Source organism: Pediococcus acidilactici, from assembly GCF_016127815.1.
GTDB classification, from domain to species: Bacteria; Bacillota; Bacilli; order Lactobacillales; family Lactobacillaceae; genus Pediococcus; species Pediococcus acidilactici.
The window spans coordinates 783,111-801,189 of record NZ_CP066046.1; the positions used below are offsets into that span (position 1 = coordinate 783,111).

16 protein-coding genes are annotated in these 18,079 nt (G+C 43.0%); 8 read left to right on the forward strand and 8 right to left on the reverse strand.

What is annotated here, in order from left to right; genetic code table 11:
* The first annotated feature begins 9 nt into the window (after positions 1 to 9).
* Positions 10 to 1,092: a phosphomevalonate kinase gene (locus I6H64_RS03835; protein ID WP_002831596.1), complete on the forward strand. Its 1,083-nt coding sequence runs from the start codon at positions 10 to 12 to the stop codon at positions 1,090 to 1,092.
* 8 nt (positions 1,093 to 1,100) lie between these two features.
* Positions 1,101 to 2,084 (forward strand): type 2 isopentenyl-diphosphate Delta-isomerase, encoded by a 984-nt coding sequence (gene fni / locus I6H64_RS03840; protein WP_008840914.1) that lies wholly within the window; start codon positions 1,101 to 1,103, stop codon positions 2,082 to 2,084.
* Positions 2,085 to 2,156: 72 nt separating this feature from the next.
* On the opposite strand, the gene I6H64_RS03845 is transcribed toward fni, so the two are convergent.
* Positions 2,157 to 3,539: an RsmB/NOP family class I SAM-dependent RNA methyltransferase gene (locus I6H64_RS03845; protein WP_008840913.1), complete on the reverse strand. Its 1,383-nt coding sequence runs from the start codon at positions 3,537 to 3,539 to the stop codon at positions 2,157 to 2,159.
* Positions 3,540 to 3,703: 164 nt separating this feature from the next.
* Between I6H64_RS03845 and I6H64_RS03850 the strand changes: the two genes are divergently transcribed.
* Entirely contained in the window at positions 3,704 to 4,516 is an 813-nt protein-coding gene (locus tag I6H64_RS03850) for a Cof-type HAD-IIB family hydrolase (protein ID WP_004165154.1), read from the forward strand.
* Positions 4,517 to 4,595: 79 nt separating this feature from the next.
* On the opposite strand, the gene I6H64_RS03855 is transcribed toward I6H64_RS03850, so the two are convergent.
* Positions 4,596 to 4,784, reverse strand: a complete 189-nt coding sequence (locus I6H64_RS03855; protein ID WP_002831590.1) for a 2-hydroxymuconate tautomerase — start codon at positions 4,782 to 4,784, stop codon at positions 4,596 to 4,598.
* 184 nt (positions 4,785 to 4,968) lie between these two features.
* Between I6H64_RS03855 and I6H64_RS03860 the strand changes: the two genes are divergently transcribed.
* Positions 4,969 to 6,399 (forward strand): C69 family dipeptidase, encoded by a 1,431-nt coding sequence (locus I6H64_RS03860; protein WP_008840909.1) that lies wholly within the window; start codon positions 4,969 to 4,971, stop codon positions 6,397 to 6,399.
* A 58-nt stretch (positions 6,400 to 6,457) separates the two neighbouring features.
* On the opposite strand, the gene lepA is transcribed toward I6H64_RS03860, so the two are convergent.
* Positions 6,458 to 8,296, reverse strand: coding sequence for a translation elongation factor 4 (lepA, locus tag I6H64_RS03865; RefSeq protein WP_002831587.1), 1,839 nt, complete (start codon positions 8,294 to 8,296; stop codon positions 6,458 to 6,460).
* Positions 8,297 to 8,474: 178 nt separating this feature from the next.
* Between lepA and I6H64_RS03870 the strand changes: the two genes are divergently transcribed.
* Together I6H64_RS03870 and I6H64_RS03875 are read left to right on the forward strand one after the other, a co-directional pair.
* Positions 8,475 to 9,173 (forward strand): hypothetical protein, encoded by a 699-nt coding sequence (locus I6H64_RS03870; protein WP_008840906.1) that lies wholly within the window; start codon positions 8,475 to 8,477, stop codon positions 9,171 to 9,173.
* A 332-nt stretch (positions 9,174 to 9,505) separates the two neighbouring features.
* On the forward strand, positions 9,506 to 10,045 hold the full coding sequence (locus tag I6H64_RS03875; protein WP_008840905.1) for a hypothetical protein: 540 nt from the start codon (positions 9,506 to 9,508) through the stop codon (positions 10,043 to 10,045).
* A gap of 72 nt (positions 10,046 to 10,117) precedes the next feature.
* On the opposite strand, the gene ebgA is transcribed toward I6H64_RS03875, so the two are convergent.
* Together ebgA and I6H64_RS03885 are read right to left on the reverse strand one after the other, a co-directional pair.
* Entirely contained in the window at positions 10,118 to 13,192 is a 3,075-nt protein-coding gene (ebgA, locus tag I6H64_RS03880) for a beta-galactosidase subunit alpha (RefSeq protein ID WP_008840904.1), read from the reverse strand.
* An 18-nt stretch (positions 13,193 to 13,210) separates the two neighbouring features.
* Positions 13,211 to 14,686, reverse strand: a complete 1,476-nt coding sequence (locus I6H64_RS03885; protein WP_008840903.1) for an amino acid permease — start codon at positions 14,684 to 14,686, stop codon at positions 13,211 to 13,213.
* Positions 14,687 to 14,802: 116 nt separating this feature from the next.
* Between I6H64_RS03885 and I6H64_RS03890 the strand changes: the two genes are divergently transcribed.
* The gene (locus I6H64_RS03890; RefSeq protein WP_036685039.1) at positions 14,803 to 15,645 is read left to right on the forward strand and encodes an AraC family transcriptional regulator; all 843 of its coding nucleotides are present in this window, start codon (positions 14,803 to 14,805) and stop codon (positions 15,643 to 15,645) included.
* A 104-nt stretch (positions 15,646 to 15,749) separates the two neighbouring features.
* Entirely contained in the window at positions 15,750 to 16,313 is a 564-nt protein-coding gene (locus I6H64_RS03895) for an LOG family protein (protein ID WP_008840901.1), read from the forward strand.
* A gap of 100 nt (positions 16,314 to 16,413) precedes the next feature.
* Here the strand turns inward: I6H64_RS03895 and I6H64_RS03900 are convergent, their stop codons facing one another.
* Genes I6H64_RS03900 through I6H64_RS03910 form a run of 3 tightly spaced genes read right to left on the reverse strand, consistent with a single transcriptional unit; the run spans position 16,414 to position 17,882 of the window.
* The gene (locus tag I6H64_RS03900) at positions 16,414 to 17,154 is read right to left on the reverse strand and encodes a 3-oxoacyl-ACP reductase (RefSeq protein WP_008840900.1); all 741 of its coding nucleotides are present in this window, start codon (positions 17,152 to 17,154) and stop codon (positions 16,414 to 16,416) included.
* Complete coding sequence (locus I6H64_RS03905) at positions 17,154 to 17,375, reverse strand: DUF2829 domain-containing protein (RefSeq protein ID WP_008840899.1); 222 nt, start codon at positions 17,373 to 17,375, stop codon at positions 17,154 to 17,156. Before I6H64_RS03905 ends, I6H64_RS03900 begins: the two co-directional genes overlap by 1 nt.
* A gap of 24 nt (positions 17,376 to 17,399) precedes the next feature.
* Positions 17,400 to 17,882, reverse strand: a complete 483-nt coding sequence (locus I6H64_RS03910) for a QueT transporter family protein (protein WP_002831576.1) — start codon at positions 17,880 to 17,882, stop codon at positions 17,400 to 17,402.
* Between the last annotated feature and the right edge of the window lie 197 nt (positions 17,883 to 18,079).

An 18,079-nucleotide genomic window follows, 5' to 3' on the forward strand; every position in this document is an offset into this window, starting at 1 on the left:
ATTTTTAAATTGATAACACAAAAAGCTCCGGGAAAATTATACGTTGCTGGTGAATACGCAATTGTCGAACCAGGTAACAGTGCGGTATTAGTTGCGGTGAACCAATTTATTACTGCTAGTATTGAACCTAGCGAGTTAACTTTTGGAAACATCATCTCTAAGCAATATCATGACAACGTGGTCTCCTGGCGTCGTAAAGGCGGCCAATTGGTAGTTGACAATCGTGATAATCCTTACCACTATATTCTAGCGGCAATCTCCATCACCGAAGAATTAGCGGTTTTAATGCACCGTCAACTAAGAACTTACAATCTCTACATCAATAGTGACTTGGATAGCAGCGATGGTAAAAAGTATGGTTTAGGTAGTTCAGCAGCCGTCACCGTCGCTACCATCAAGGCGTTGGCCAAATTTTACCAAATCCCCCTAACCAAAAAGTTACTTTTTAAGCTAGCTTCAATTGCCCATTTAGACGTTCAGGGAAATGGTTCGCTAGGCGACATCGCCGCAAGTGTTTATGGCGGATGGATTGCATACCGCTCCTTCAACCGCGAATGGTTAAATAGTATGCGGCGCACTAAAGATTTAGGAACGATTCTACGGACGCCTTGGCCCGAGTTAAAAATTGAATTATTAACTCCTCCCGCCGATTTAAAACTACTAATCGGTTGGACTGGCTCACCAGCTTCCACTTCGGATCTAGTTGACCAAGTTGCCACCACCAGTTACCAAGAAACCGACAGTTACCACGAGTTCTTGGCAAACAGTGCGGAATGTTTGCGCAAAATGATCGAAGGATTTAAAAACGGTGACAGCCAATTAATTAAGCAACAAATTACCGCCAACCGGCTTCTCTTACAACAATTAAGTTTATTAAGCGGCGTTTCCATTGAAACCCCTGCGCTAACTAGTTTATGCGACATTGCTGAACAATTCGGCGGAGCTGCAAAATCTTCTGGGGCTGGTGGCGGAGATTGTGGAATTGTAATCACCGAAGAAAATGATAATACTGAAAAAATTATTAACGAATGGCAAAAAGAAGATATTCAACCATTAGATTTGGATGTCCATGATATCGATGAATTGAGTTAGGAGTACTTATGAAAAATATTCAATCCCACCGTAAAGATGAACACGTCTCACTCGCTGAAAAATTTTACCAGCCCGTCGCATCTGCAGGTTTTACGGAAATTAAGTTGCGCCCCAACGCTTTACCAGAAATGGGGATTGATGACGTTAGCCTCCAAACTAAATTAGCAGGACTTCCCATAGAAGTCCCCTTCTTTATCCAAGCCATGACTGGTGGCAGCCCAACGACCGCGAAACTTAACCGTCGATTAGCTATCATTGCTCGTGAAACTGGTTTGGCAATGGCGGTGGGCTCTCAGTCAGTGGGCCTAAAGTATCCGGAATTAGCCGATACCTTCCAAGTAGTTCGAAATGAAAATCCCCACGGACTGATTTTAGCTAACTTGGGCGCGGACGCTAGCGTTGCGGCAGCCAAAAAAGCGGTCGCCATGCTTGACGCAGACGTTTTGCAATTACATATTAACGTTGCGCAAGAACTGGTTATGCCAGAAGGCGACCGCAGTTTTAACTATTTAGAACAAATTAAAGCTATTCAAGCAGCTGTGAGCGTCCCCGTAGTTATTAAAGCAGTAGGTGCGGGGATGACCCGAGCGGACGCTCTGCGACTACAATCCATCGGGGTCCGGTACATTGATGTTGGTGGTAAGGGCGGTACTAACTTCGTCCAAATCGAAAACGCGCGGCGTTCCGAAAAAGATTTCGCCTTTTTAACTGATTTGGGGCTCACCACCGTTGAATCGCTCAAAGAAGTTAGCGGATTAGGACTATCGGTTACCGCAACTGGTGGTATCCGCACCCCTGCTGACGTAATTAAAAGTATTGCGTTAGGAGCGGACAACGTGGGCGTTGCAGGCTACTTCCTTCACCAACTACTGCATCATGATGATCAAGAAATCATCGACCTAATTGAGCGTTGGAAGTACCAACTCCGCTGCCTAATGGTATTGCTCGGGGTTACTAAGTTAGCCGACTTGTCGGAGCGGCAATTACGATAAGATAAATAAAAGCTGGATGACGGTAACGAGCGTATTACGCTTCCACCGCCGATCCAGCTTTTTATTTTATTCTTACTTAACCGTAAAATTAATCCGAAGCCCCTTCGGGTAAAAGTTCTTAACCTTACCTTGAACTAGTTTTCCCGGCCCGACAATGATATCGTCAACCGCTAAAGCAACCCATCCCCTGCCCGCAGCTTCCGTAGCAATTTCTTCGCCATGCACGTACTTTTGCCATTGCTCTGGCGTGATTTCCACTACCTGTTTAATGTCGGCTTTTTGTAAGGCCATCAGCAGGCCTAAACTAGGTTCAAATCGTCTCTTTTTAAATTTCCCCAGTTCAAGTCCTGGTTTAACAATTCGTAAGCCACTCAAATCCACGGGAACGGTTTGATAATATAGCCGTTGATTGTGCACAATTAAATGATCCTTTGCAAAGGATTGGGGATTTACGAGGAACTGGTTTGCAAAATCTTGCCATAATCGTTGTTGTTCGCGGTCTAACGAATTATCACTTGCCCGACCCTTCTTTTTACGTTTGCCTTTTGGCTGAGGTGTCGCAGCTTCCGCGTGATTACTTAACTTGGCAATAAAATGGCCTTCTCCCTTAAAATGATGGGGAAACAACCGGATTGCCTTAGCTAATTCAGGATTGCCGTTGGCCCACTCAGGACGCCCTGCATCCATATTTTCCGTTCGCGCAACGGGTTCCATCTTCAAGTCTGGATAGTTTTCCAATAGCCAAGCAATGATTTGTTCATCTTCTTCAGGTGCAAACGTGCACGTCGAATAAACCAGATTACCATTCGGAGCAAGCAATTGCATGGCACTTTTCAGGATTTCACGTTGTCGCCGCGCACATTCTTCTGGGTATTCCAAAGACCAGTATTCGACCGCTTCAGGGTCTTTTCGAAACATGCCTTCTCCAGAACACGGCGCATCTACTACGATTAAGTCAAAATATCCGTTAAATTTTTTTACCAGCCGATCCGGTGACTCGTTTAAAATTACGGCATTTTGAATTCCGAAACGTTCCACGTTTTCAGCTAGGACTTTAGCCCGTCCCCGATTAATTTCATTAGTAACCAAAAGTCCTTCCTGAGCCATAAAACTAGCTAAATACGTGGTTTTACCGCCAGGGGCCGCACAAAGATCCAAAACTTTTTGGCCTGGTTGCGGGTGAGCAATTTCGCCAACCAGCATCGCACTAGGTTCTTGGCTGTAAACTAACCCGCTTTGGTGGTCAATCGTTTTACCGTTGACCTTCCCATAATATCCCCAGTCAGAATATGAAATTGGCTGGTCGATTGAATGGTCATGTAATTTTACCGTGCCCTTCAACGGATTAACTCGGAAGCCCTTTTCAACTGTCTGGTCAAAACTCGCTAAAAAAGGTTGTGCCTCTTCGCCCAGTAATTTTTGATATTTTTCTTTGAAACCATCAGGAAGTCGCATATTCCACTCTCTTCTCAATTTAATTTACTAAATAAACTCGCAATCCATTATAACTAATTTTACTAAAGTCGACCACCGGACGGTAAGAATTGGTAAGGTACCTTTCATTTTATAAGCACTTGGCTTAAAATAGGCTAATAATACTTTTAAAAAGGAGCGATCAAATGCAACAAAAATTAATCACTCTGGATTTAGACGGAACCACTTTAAATAATCATAGTCAGCTTTCACCCTTAACCATTAAAACTTTGCAAAAGGCTACCCGGGCTGGACATTTAGTTTCAATTGTCACGGGACGACCATACCGGATGGCTCGCGACATTTACGACCAGTTACAATTAACCACTCCCATGGCCAATTTTAACGGTGCCTTGACCCACATTCCTCATCAAAAATGGGATGGCGAGTATTCAATGACCATCAATAAGGCCGTAGTTTATGATTTAATGCGCCATAAGGATGATTACGGCATTAAGTTACTGGCAGTTGAAAATAAGCATTCGTTCTTTGCTGATCACGCCGCGCCGGCTACCTTCGATTTCTTCCCGCATGAGATTTCAGACGACCAAGTTTTAACCGAAGAAAGCCTGCGGGGGAACCCGACTTCCATTACCATCCTAGTTGAACCTAACAGCGCCCAGTTTGTTAAAAATCAGCTGTTATATCATTACCGCGATTATATTAACGTTGGGGTCTGGGGCGGTCCGCACAGCGTCTTAGAAATCGTCTCTAAGGGGATTCAAAAAGCTAAAGCGGTCGATTACTTAGCAAGATACTACCACATTGACCGGCAAAACATCATTGCCTTTGGTGACGAGCATAATGATGCTGAAATGCTTGACTACGTGGGTCGCGGAGTGGCGATGCGTAATGCAACCGCCCAAATCAAATCGATTGCTAACGACATTACCGAATTTGATAATGAGCATGACGGGGTTGCCAAGTACTTGTCCGAATATCTCGATCTAGCTAACTAATAAAAAAGCTTCTTCAATCAGAAACAACCATCCAGCAGGTGCCGGTCCGTTTCTTTGAAGAAGCTTTTTATTAATCAACCTATTTTTCGTCGCTCTTTAAAACTCCCGCTACTGAATAACGGTTCTTTTGCATTTCGTTCAAAACAACGTGCACGTGTTCGGCGGGTGCGCCAGTATTCTTTACTACCGCTGCGGTAACGTCCTTTACCAGCCCACGTAGTTGATCTTCACTACGTCCTTCGATTAAATCAATGTGAATTAACGGCATTTTAAATCCCTCCTTTAATAAAATTGCCACAACTATAATCTCATGAATTGCTTTAAAAAACAAAGTATTTTTAACAATTATAAAATCAATTTATCTTACATTTTGCTGGCCTGCTTTTTAGAAACAATGCCCTCATCGCTATCGGTTTCTTATGATACACTAAAGGAAATAACGAAAGAAGGTTTTGACAATTACTCAAAAATATTCAGCTTGTACAAGTTTCTTAGCGGGTAAATTGGCAACTGCCGACGGTTCAACGATGATTGCGCGTAACGAAGACGCTAAATCAGCTTGGCCAAAGCATTTTGTGGTACATCCCCACCACGTTTCCACCGCGGATGAACGCACGTTTAAATCAAACGACAATGGCTTTACTACGGAACTACCGGAAGTCCGGGGTAAATATACCGCCACTCCAGAATGGACTGCCGAATTTGGGCTCTTTGAAGAAGATGGAATCAACGAGTACGGCGTGGCGATGAGTGCTACCGAAAGTGCCTACACTAACGAACGCGTCTTAGGATTTGATCCGCTTGTCAAAGATGGGCTGGGAGAAGAAGCTATGGTAACGGTCACCCTTCCTTACGTGCACAGCGCCCGTGAAGGGGTTCAATACCTAGCTAAACTTATTGAAGAAAACGGCACTAACGAGACTAACGGAATTTTGTTTGCCGATGCGGATGAAGTTTGGTACATGGAAACCGCTGGCGGCCATCAGTGGGTTGCGCAACGTATTCCTGACGATTGCTACGCAGTAGTGGCCAACCAGTTGTCGATCCAAGAAATTGATTTTGACGACCCGGATCACTTCATGTTTAAGGCCGACATTCGTGAGTTCGTTGCCCAACACCACCTTAACCCCAACCCAGCAAGTTTCAACTTCCGTGAAATCTTCGAGGTGAACGATTTATCAGATGAGTATTACAACACCCCACGGGTTTGGGAAGGACAACGAATTTTAAATCCGGAAATTAAACAAAGTCCTACTAGCCATGACCTTCCGTTTATACGGCGGGCTAGTCGCTTAATTCAAGTTGAGGACGTCCAACAAATCTTAAGTTCTCATTATGAAGGGACCCCATATAATCCGGTCGGCACGGGTACGGAAACTGAAAAGCATCAATTCCGGCCAATTAGCCTGCCGGCAACTCAGGAATCACACATTTTACAAATTAAGCCAGACCTTCCGATTGAAATTGGTGGAATTCACTGGCTGGCCATGGGCGTAGCTGCGCAAAGCGTCTATGTCCCATTCTTTGCTGGGATGAGCAGCACTCCAGAGATGTACCACCATGGCGAAAAAATTTACTCTGCAGATTCCGCGTACTGGGTCTTCAAATTGGCAAGCGTCCTCACTGACGCGCACTACCAAGAGTTTATTAAAGCACTTAACGACACCCGAAGTAAGGTTAACGTAGCTATGAAAAACAAGCTACACGAATACGAAACGCAGGCTACCCAGATTGATCGTCAAGAATTAACGCCATTGCTTAACCAAGCTGGTACGGAGATTAGCGATATTGCGATTAAAGCTTACCAAGCGTTGACCGCAGAGTTAATTACCAAGTCAACTGACTTATCCCCGCTTTACTTCGCCCATAATCCCGAACTATAAAAAAACAGCGAAAACTAGTTTACTAGCTTTCGCTGTTTTATTTTGTCTTAAATTAGGCTTACTTCCCTTTACTTTCCGTATCGGTCTTCAAAACGGTCATGAAGGCTTCTTGTGGCACTTCAACCTTTCCGACCGATTTCATCCGCTTTTTACCCCGCTTTTGTTTCTCTAAAAGCTTAGCACGCCGGTCTGGGTCCCCAGTATGAATGCGAGCCGTAACGTCCTTACGATAAGCACGAATGTTAGTCCGGGCAATGATTTTATTTCCAATCGCTGCCTGGACCGGAATTTCAAAGTTCCGCCGGGGAATGATTTCCTTAAGGCTAGCCGTAATTTCGTTACCCCGTTGTTGAGCGAAATCTCGGTGAGCGATAAAACTTAAAGCATCAACCCGATCGCCATTGAGTAAAATGTCAATTTTAACTAGGTTGCTGACTTTATATTCGCCGAGTTCATAATCCAATGAAGCGTAACCGTGTGTACTTGACTTCAATTTATCAAAGAAGTCAAAAATAATTTCGGATAATGGTAGTTCATACTTAACGTCCACCCGATTCTCGTCAATGTAATCCATCGTATTAAAGATTCCCCGACGATACTGGGCCAATTCCATCACGGCTCCCACGTAATCGTTAGGCACCATGATATCCGCGTTAACGTACGGTTCCTTGATATTCTTGATGTTCGACGCATCCGGCATCTCCGAAGGGTTTTCAACCGAAATCTCGCTACCATCGGTTAATTCCACCCGGTAAGTAACTGACGGCGCCGTAGTAATCAAATCTAAATTAAATTCACGTTCAAGACGCTCCTGAATTACGTCCATATGCAACAATCCAAGAAAGCCGCACCGGAACCCGAAGCCTAATGCTTGAGAAGATTCTGGTTCAAATTCTAAGGCAGCATCGTTGAGCTGGAGCTTTTCTAGGGCCTCCCGCAAATCGTTATACTTAGCATTATCAGTAGGATATAGCCCCGAATAAACCATTGGATTCATTTCTCGATATCCTTCTAATGGTTTTGCAGCCGGGTTATTTAATAACGTAACTGTATCACCAACCCGAGTGTCCTTAATATCTTTGATGCTGGCGGTGATGTAACCAACGTCACCAGCCATTAAATATTCCCGTTTAAGCGGGTTTGGGGAATTAACTCCCACTTCGTTAACTTCGTAGGTTGCCCCGCTGTTCATTAACTTGATTGTGTCGCCGGGCTTAACCATCCCTTCAAACAAACGGACGCTTAATACCACCCCGCGGTAATCATCATATTTGGAATCAAAAATTAGCGCTTGAAGCGGTGCGTCCAAATCCCCATCCGGTGCCGGGACCTTTTCGACAATTTGTTCGAGTAATTCTTCAATTCCGATTCCTTGCTTAGCACTTGCCATCACTGCATCACTGGCGTCTAACCCAATTACGTTTTCAATTTCATCTTGAACTCGCTTAGGATCTGCAGCCGGCAAATCAATTTTATTAATTACCGGAACGATTTCCAAATCATCATCGATTGCTAAATAGACGTTGGCTAACGTTTGTGCTTCCACGCCCTGGGCAGCATCAACTACTAGGACCGCGCCTTCACAAGCGGCCAGACTCCGAGAAACTTCGTATGAAAAATCTACGTGTCCCGGAGTGTCAATCAAATGGAAGATGTACTTTTCGCCATCTTTAGCGGTGTAATGCAATTCTACCGCATTAAGCTTAATGGTGATCCCCCGTTCCCGCTCTAAATCCATAGTATCAAGCAGCTGATTTTGCATATCTCTTTTTGCGACCGTATCAGTTAATTCGAGAATCCGGTCCGCTAAAGTTGATTTACCGTGGTCAATATGCGCAACAATTGAGAAATTCCGGATGTGCGCTTGCCGGTCTTTTAAATCTTTATATTCGTTCATAGATAGTTTCCTTTTCATAAGTAATCACTAAGCTAAATTATAGCAGACCTCCCGCAAAAATTTAAATGCTCCGGCCAACTAATTCCCGAAGGTTTCGCATTTTCAGAAATATGCTAAAATTAAATAAGTAATTTTAAGGCAGTATGTCAATAATCTCAATGAAAGGCTTGTAGATTCAATGGCTGAAAATGAACAAAAGGTAACGCAAACACAATCAAGCAGTAAAGAAACTACTAGTAGTCCCGCTGCTTCAAGTCACGCTACCCAAAATAATAATAATAATAATAATCACAATTCTAATCAAAACCATCAATCAAGTTCGCAACCGCGTCAGTCCCAACCAAGCAGTTCGGCGCCCGCACAAAGTCACGCAAGCAGTCGACCAGCATCATCGGCGCCTTCTTCGTCTGCTAAATCGAGTTCGCGTCCCGCGGAACGTCAATCCCAAACCAACCACAACGGAAATTGGCGGTGGCAATCACACGAATACAACTTTAGCAATCAAAACCAGGCCCCCTCATCATCGACCGTAGATGACGAGTCCACGGATGAATCCAGTAAAGAATCGTCTGAAAAGTCGAAGTCTGCTAAACACTCGTCTTCTTCTAAGGCACATAAAGCTAAGAAAAGTAAAATCATTACCACGGTCGAATCGGATACTTCGCATAGCTCAGGGATTGAGTACAACGAACATCACGGGGGCCTTTGGACGGCATTAATTTTACTAATTATTATTGTAGGCGGGTACCTACTTTGGCGTAAAAAACACCCGCGGACAGCCACGGTGCCATCCGAACATCGCGGGAAACGGCGTTTCCGACCTAATTTGAATTTTTTCGTAAAACCAGTCGGTCGCCACGGTAAACGACGCCGGTAAACGAACTACAAGAGACTGGAAAAACTACAGTAATCCTTTTCAGGGATGAAAAGATTCTTAAAAAATGCTTGGTGTTTTGACTTCAATAGCGTCAAAAAAGCCTATTCTGCTTAACCCCAAAATGACCATCATGCCAAATTCAGGCATTATGGTCATTTTTTGTTACTGCTCGCAAGCTATCCGACTTTTGGCTTACTCGCCTTACTTTAGTTTAAAAATTTTGGTAAATATTTCCGGTTCCTTCTTTCAAACATTTTTGATATTATAAAAGCGTGAATAATCCTTAACGTGTTTACAGTTAATAGCGTCAATGTTTAAAGGAGGAGTTATCCATGGATTGGCAAACCTTTGTTTCGACGATGGTTGGCGGAATTGCGGGTTCTATTTTGACCCTAATTGTTGCTAAGGAACAGTTTAAAAGAGACGACCTGTTCAATAAGGAGCAACACCGTAAATCAGCGATTCAAGAATTGGAGAAATTAAACTTTGTGCTTGAGCAAATTAAATTAACTGAATTACCGTTAGCTTTAATCAAAGAGTCTAAAGATCAGGCAGTTGTAATTGCTCAGAATATAATTGATGAATACGAATTAGCACACTCAGCTTTTTTCAAAGTTCTAATTGTAATTAACGATTCTAACGTTACTACCAACGATGTAGATGAACTTTATACCGCCTCGCAACATCTACGGGAGCAAAGTCAAAAATTCAAGCACAGTTTGAGTATGTTTTCAGACGAAGATATTAGCAATCCAGAAGCCTTTTATCGTTCAAAATTGAAACTCGATAACTTTTCCCGGGAATTATCTCACGCTGTAGCGCACGTGCTTAAACACAGTTTTAAATACGAATCACACTTTGAAATCAAATAAAAAACGGGAGCCCGTAGAGTGATCTACTTGCTTCCGTTTATTTAATTTATCGTGTTCTTAAAATCTTTAATGCTAATCAAATTCGTCAACTAACTCTTCCCGAGCAAGGACGGTATCCCGAACCTCCTTTTGATTGAAGCCCGTCATTCGAAATGATAATTCGAAATCCGTAACTTTTGTACGGTACTTTTCCAGTTGCCACTGTCCGCAAGAAAAACTACCAAGTGCGTTTTGTTGGTAATCTAAATTCAAAACCACGTAGTCCCGTTTCTTTAAATCGATGGTGTGTTTGGCTTCATCAAGATCCCGTTGTTCATAATAAGAAGCGCTAAAGTTAATTCCGGATGGATTACTAAATAACATCCCTTGACCGCGTTCATCCGTTAAGGAGGCCCATTTAGTATCTAAATGATTCCCGTTTGCTTGTGGTACTACGTAATTGGTAAATAAACTATCCACGTCAGTTGTGTAAACCCCGAGTAGCCCAGCTTCCCGAGAATCGACATAGTTTTCTCGAGGCCCGCGACCAAAGTAACGAACTTGTGCTAAATCAGGATTTAATCTTAAATCCACTCCCAAACGAGGGAGCATGTCTGGGGTCATATCAAGCTTACCATCTGGGATCCCGTTTAGTTTAAATAGTATGTCTCCGGTTGCTAAAATCCGATACTCATACTGGCAATCAAAGTGCCAAGCACTATTAGTAGTCCCATGCATCGTCTTCACTCGAACTACTACCGCTTGCTCGCTAGCTTGCCAACTAAAATCACGCACTACTTCATGCTCTAAATGTAAAAATTGGCGTTGCTTCATTTCGGTTACAATCTCCATATCGTTGCTAGTCGGCGCTCGCCAGAAGGTGAACTGCGGACCCCGTTTTAGTAACTTTTGCCCATCTTTTTGATAATCAATCAGCTGACCGCGCACGGTATCCAACGTAACTGTAAAATTATTTCCACTAATCTTCAACGTGGTCGCTCCTTCACTAACTTGTAAAGTTCCTCGTGGCGACACTAAGATTCGGTTAGATTGAATTGGTAAAACAAACTGGGCGGTAGCTAATTCAAATCCCGCTGGCGCAAACGAGGCGTTCTGTCTTAGCCGGTATGAAAGATTTAGGTAATACGTTGCCCCAGGTTCCCCAGCATGCGGTAGCTCGTCCAGTAATTGAATTTCTTTAGTTTGCCGTGCGGGAATGCTTGGCAGCGAAACATGGCCGCTAGTTAGAAGTTGGTCGTCTGCCATTACTTCGTAAACCAAATCAAAAATCTGTAAATTGGTAAAATCATACCGGTTAATTAACTTTATTCGTCCTTCCTGAAGGTTAACTTTTTCGGTGGTTACCGGCTCGATTACTTTTTTATACTCGTAAAGACCGGGTGAAGGAGTGCGGTCCGGCATCAAGAGCCCGTCAATACAGAAATCTCCATTAGTGGGATCGTCCCCAAAATCGCCGCCGTAGCGATAATACTTGCGCCCATCTTCCGTATAGGATTCAATCCCGTGATCAAACCATTCCCAAATAAAACCACCTTGCAGTTTATCATGAGCATAGAATAGGTCTTGGTACTCCTTTAAATTTCCCGGTCCGTTCCCCATGGCGTGCCCATATTCGCAAAGAATGTGCGGTTTCTTGGCGTTCTTAATTACATCCTTCATGAGTAATTTTCGGGTCGGATGTTCTAACCAGGTGTACATCGTAGAATATACATCCACTACCTCAGCATCAAAATCACCTTCGTAATGGACCAACCGGGTCGGATCCATTTCTTTAGCCACTTCCGCCATTTTTCGGAAATTACAGCCAAAAGAGGACTCGTTTCCTAACGACCAAAAGATAATTGAAGGATGGTTACGGTCACGAGCAATCATCCGAATCAACCGGTTAACAAAGGCCGTCTCCCACTGGGGGTCGTCGCTAATCCAGTCATACTTTTCAGTTAATTCAAAGCCGTGGCATTCTAAGTCGGTCTCGTCAATGACGTACATTCCGTAGCGGTCGCAAAGGTCATAAAAATAGTATGCGTCGGGGTAGTGACTAGTTCGAATGGCGTTAATATTAAATTGCTTCATTAAAATAATATCTTTTTCAATCTCTGCTTCACTGACTACCCGCCCGTTACGGGGATTGTAGTCGTGCCGGTTAACCCCCTTTAGCTTAATGGCCACCCCATTGACCAAAAAGGTGTCTCCCACAACTTCAATAGACCGGAAACCGACCGTTTGAGGAATCACCTCAATCACTTGCTCTGCATGCTTAACCGTCATCAAAACGGTATACAGATGTGGCAGCTCGGCACTCCAAGGTTTAACGTGCGGAATTTGGGTTTTAAACCGGACCTGCGTACCCTGTGATTGATTGGTTGCCGTGTAAAGGACGTTTTGCTTTTCGTCCAGCAATTCCACTTGCACTGTCTGCCCAGCTTCTTTTCGTAAAGTAGCAGTAATCTGTAAATCACCATCTTGGTAATCGTGGACCAGGTCCGCAGTTACTTGTAAATCTTGAATTCCATTTTTAGGAACGCCCAAAAGTTCCACATCGCGGTAAATGCCACTTAACCACCACATGTCCTGATCTTCTAGATAAGTCCCGTCTGACCACTGGTAAACTTGTACGGTCAAATCATTGATATCGTGTAAAGACACCAGATCCGTAATATCGAACTCAGCTTCGTTGCGTGCTCCCTTACTGTAACCAACCATTTGCCCATTAACCCAAACTTTATACGCCGAGTCCACCCCACAAAATCGAAGGATGATGGTTTGATCCTTAAATTCGGCGCCCACTTCAAAAGTTCGTTTATAAATTCCAGTTGGATTTTCGGTGGGTACGTACGGTGGATCAATTGGAAAGTTATACCATAAGTCTGAATAATGCATTTTGCCATATCCTTGGCGTTGCCAATTTCCAGGGACCGTGATTTCGTCCATAGTAGTAGTGTCAAAATCACTTGCAAAGAAATTTTCTGGGCTATATTCCGGTGCGGGCAAGAACATAAACTTCCACAACCCGTTCAAATTCTTAAAGGCCTGGGTGTACCGATTTTCACCAATTAACGCCCTTTCACGAGTCGGATAACTGTTAAAATGTGCTCGCGGCGCCATTCGATTAATCCCATCTACTTGATAGTTTTCCCATTGTTTCATTTTTTAACCTTCCTTTACCTAATTAAGTCGTTGTTTGCGTTCATAACGGTACCAACAAATCCACGCAAAGCCCATGAACACGATTAAGCCGACCACGTTATAAATCAACATTCCGATTGGACTAGCGGTCCCCTTGGGCAACGTGCCGTGGATTTCCTGCATGATTAAACGAGGGTCTGGTACGGTAGACATGAAGAATACAAAGATGAAGGTCAGTAACAGAAAAATTCCTACCGTAATCCCAAACGACCGGTGCCCTAACTTAAAGCTCCGCGGCATATCATCCTTTTTCCAGCGAAGTTGAATATAGGCAATCAGCAAGAATAATACTGGCAGCAAAGACGTCGAAGCGGTCATGTTGATGAGGGTTTCTAAAAAGCTGTCCATACTTCCAATCCCTAACGCCGGTACAATCAGCAAAGTCGTTACAATAATTCCCTGAACAATTAAAGCGTTAGTGGGGTTTCCTTCTTCATTAGTTCGCACTAACCATTTCCCAAAAACACCTTCTGGAATTTCAGAAAAGAACACCTTTACCGGGGCTGCCGTCCAAAGGGCTAACGAACCTAAGCTTCCCAAGCATAAAATCACTCCCACTAATCGAACCATTACTCCTCCAGGAATGTTGAAATAGTTACCGAGAATTTTAAAAATATCAAAAATCCCATTTGAAAAATTTCCCTTCAATACTTCAGTAGGAACCACTAGACCAACTGCGACGGCCCCTAAAATATACATAATCCCTACAATCACGGTGGCACCAATCATTGTTTTAACGAAGGTCTTATTGCCACCCTTCACGTCTTTAATGTAAACTCCGATACTTTCGCCACCGCCCACGGCTTGAAGAATCCAAGCCATCGTCATGAAGAACGTCCAATTAAACTTAGGAGTAATCGATTTTAGCGTAAAATCTTGTGCCGGCGCCTTGCCAAACCCAAAAACAACGATAAAAGCTAAAATAACAAACGCGACGCCCATAAATAGCCGGGCACTTCCCGCAAAATTAGTTACCTTCGAGATCCAAGAAACTCCTTTGATACAAACCCAAGTCATAATCCAAAACAAAATTACTGAAATAATTGCAATCACCTTCGTACCATGGCTACCTTCAAAAACGTTTTTACCCACAAAAGAATACGAAGCATAAATCAAGGTATTGGGTAGCAACGAACAGAAGAAGAATAGGTTAACAAAAAAATACGACCATGCTCCCAAAAAGGCCCAGCGTTCTCCGAGAACTGAAGCTAGCCAACTGTGAATGCCAGATTCATTTTCTGCGTTGGCTGAAGCAAATTCGGCAATCATCAAAATAAACGGGAAAAAGTAAAATACCGAACCAAATATGTATCCAGGAATGGTCGCTAAACCAATTTGGATACTATTGTTGACAATGCTGGGGAAAGCAAAAACTGCTGAAAAGGTCATCAACATTAGGGCTACTGGTCCTAAACGCTCTCTTGAATTGTTCATGATTGTAAAGCCTTCTTTCATCTGGATTAAGCAATTGCTATACTTGAATTATAAAGCGCTTACATATTCATGGACATAATAATTGTTGCCCGTTTATTGTAATTTTGTTGACATTAACCAATAAGGAGTTAACCCAAATGAATAACCAATTTACAGAAGACGTCAGCATTCTTGTAGATAACGATCCCCTTAGCGCAGAATTTCACATTTACGAAGTCGGCTATGAAAAATGTCAGCCCACTAAGCCTTTTGAATACATCCCGATTGACTATTGGGTGCTTCACTACGTTATGGACGGCAAAGGTTACTTTTCAGCCGGCAATTCCGACTTACAACACCTTTCGGCTGGCGATACATTTTTGTTGCCCGCTAACTGCCCCAATATTTATTATCCTGATAAGGCCGATCCTTGGACGTATGTGTGGGTCGGAATTTCGGGCGAATTAACTGCTAAGTATTTAGCTCAAATCGGACTTAGCCGCCGGAATTTCGTAATTAACGCCTCCATTGATAAAACTAAAGAAGTGCTATTTAACCACGTTTACCAAGCGTTTAAAGACAAACAAAACTTCCAGTCGTTAAGCGCCGTTTATTCTTTATTAGATTATCTACAACAAGAAAATCACGCAAATAATCCGGTTAACCAAGGAAAACAGATTTTTGATAAAATACTACTTTACGTCGACGAAAATTTTGCTTCAGGACTCACAATCAGCCAAATTGCTGCTAATAACAACGTAGATCGTTCTTACTTATATAAGTTATTTCAGCGTTATCTCGGTAAAAAACCGAGTCAGTACGTTCACCAGTTAAAATTGCAGAAGGCCTGTTCGCTTTTACGAAAAAGTTCGTTAAATATTACTCAAATCAGCCAAGAATGTGGTTTTTCATCCTCGGCATATTTTACCAACGTCTTTGCTAAAGAAATGAATTCTACTCCCTTAAAGTATCGCAATCGGTTTATTCGTGCGCGGAATTGACTTATCACTAGCCCAACGAGTACAAATTGTTTACCCGTTATGCATTGACACCCCCGTTTAAAATGTCTTATACTAGACACTTCGAAAACGAGGAGGGAATTTTTGTGAAAATAACGGTATTTTGTGGCTCCCGACCGGGAAATCACCCCAATTTTAAAGAGGTTGCCTATAACATTGGCACTACCCTAGCTCAAAAAAACGTTGAACTAGTTTACGGAGGGTCCACTTCAGGAACCATGGGAGCAATTAGCCAGGGCGTTCTAGACCACGGTGGCAAAGTGACCGGGATTTATCCCGAAGGTCTTTTTGAAGATGAGCTACCGCGCAAAAACACCACTTCCTTTATTACCACCAAAACCATGGCAAAGCGAAAAGAGTTATTAATCAATAAGGGCGACGCCTACCTAGTTTTGCCAGGCGGTTTGGGAACTTTAGAAGAAGTTAGTCAATTGTTGTCCGATATGGCAATTGGATTGGTTCCACTTAAAAAAGTCGGTATTTTGAATATTAACGGATACTATGATCACTTAATTAGTTTACTGGATAATTTTGTTGATACCGCCTTTATGGAATCCATCTATCGAAAGCAGCTCGTCGTTACGGACGACTACCAAAAAATAGTAACTGCTATCTTAGCTACAACTGATAGCGCAGAAATTAGCGCTTAAGTAAATCCAATCCCAGATAAAAACAACCTGATTGCTAATGCCTTATCGTGCTTTAGCAACCAGGTTGTTTTATTATTAATTATAAAAATTTCCAATAGTTTTACTTAGCTACCCAACCACCATCCACGGGAATGATCACTCCTTGTAGATAGCTTGCTGCCTGACTCGCCAAGAATAGGGTCACGCTGGCGACTTCAGTGGGCTTTGCCCAACGTTTTACCGGAACTTCTTGGGCAACTGCCTTAGCAATTTCACCCCCATCCGCAAAATCCTTTGCGTTCATCGGGGTATCAATACATCCCGGAGCAATTCCGTTAACTCGAATCCCCTTAGGTGCACAATCCATTGCAAGCTGCTTTGTAAAACCAACGATGGCATGTTTTGAAGCGGTATAAGCAATTCCTCCGCCTCCCGCAACCATTCCAGCAATTGAAGCCATGTTAATAATTACTCCAGAATGCTTTATTTTAGGCAACGCGGTTTTGGTAACGTTAAACATACTGGTAACGTTATTATTGAGGATCCGCTGCCATAGGGTTAAAGTCGTGTCTTCAATTGGTAAGTAGTCGTCTAGCATCCCGGCCGTATTTAATAGAATGTCGATTCTTTCTAAAGGTTGAAGGGCTTTTGTAACCGCTAAGGGATCGGACAAGTCCACTTGCGTAAATTTAAAATGGTTGGGATATTGTTTTTGAATTTGGTCCATTTGATCGATGTTTTGATCAAATCCCCACACAAGGGCGCCTTGTTCTAAAAAGGCTTGGGCCTGTGCTAACCCAATTCCAGAATTGCTTCCGGTCACCACTACTTGGCAATCGGTAAACTCGGTGATCTGCGACATTATACTACAACCTGCCAATCATCTGCCAACACGTCACATACCGTGGGCGCAAAGCTGGAGTATCCCTCGCTAGTGGTCTTAATTAGCATATACGGGGTTACTGGAACCCCCGCAAACGTTTGGTTTTCCACCACGATTACAAACTCTTCGTCACCGTTCCATTGTTGGCGAATTGCCTTTCCGCCTTGCTTTAAAATTGGTAAGATTTTTTCAAAAGTCATTTAAATCCCTCTTTAATTTATAAATTATTCATATAAGTTAATTTTCTTGGTAATTAGGTAAATAATCACCGCGCCAATTGCCATCGATGCAATTTCCCCCAGGGCTAAAACCCAGTAAGTGGGAAAGAGCGGCAAATTCATGTATAAGTGCATTTCTAAATCCACTAAAAACATTCCGGGTAATTGGCAGAGCGTAGCGATTAAGAATTTAAGTGGTTTGGCACCGATGTTTCGTGCCGTAAAGTAGGTTAGCGTAGTTCCGATTAGCGTCCCGGCTGTACCAAAAATCATGTCCACCACTCCCAACGGACTGAAAATGTTTACAATCAACACGCCGAGGGTTACCGCAAAAATATAGCGCTTGTTAAACGCGGCTAAATGGTTAAACATTTCTGACAACCTTAACTGTACTACTCCATAGCTAATGGGAGCAAAAATTAGCGTGATTGCCACGTAAAGCGCCGCAACTACGCCAGTTGCCGCAATGTTACGGTTAATTTTACTCATCAATAAATCACTCCTAGTTTTAATTTGAGGCGGGATTTCGCGAACCGCCTGAGCTGGTAAACGTTGGTTAAATAGTTAAATTTTCAGGCCTACCTCCAGCATTTTATTAAAGTTTCTAACCAATTCGTTTAACTAGCCCTCCTCATCTTACCCGTCTATTTTAGAAAAGTCATCCTTTGTTTTAATTCATATAGTGA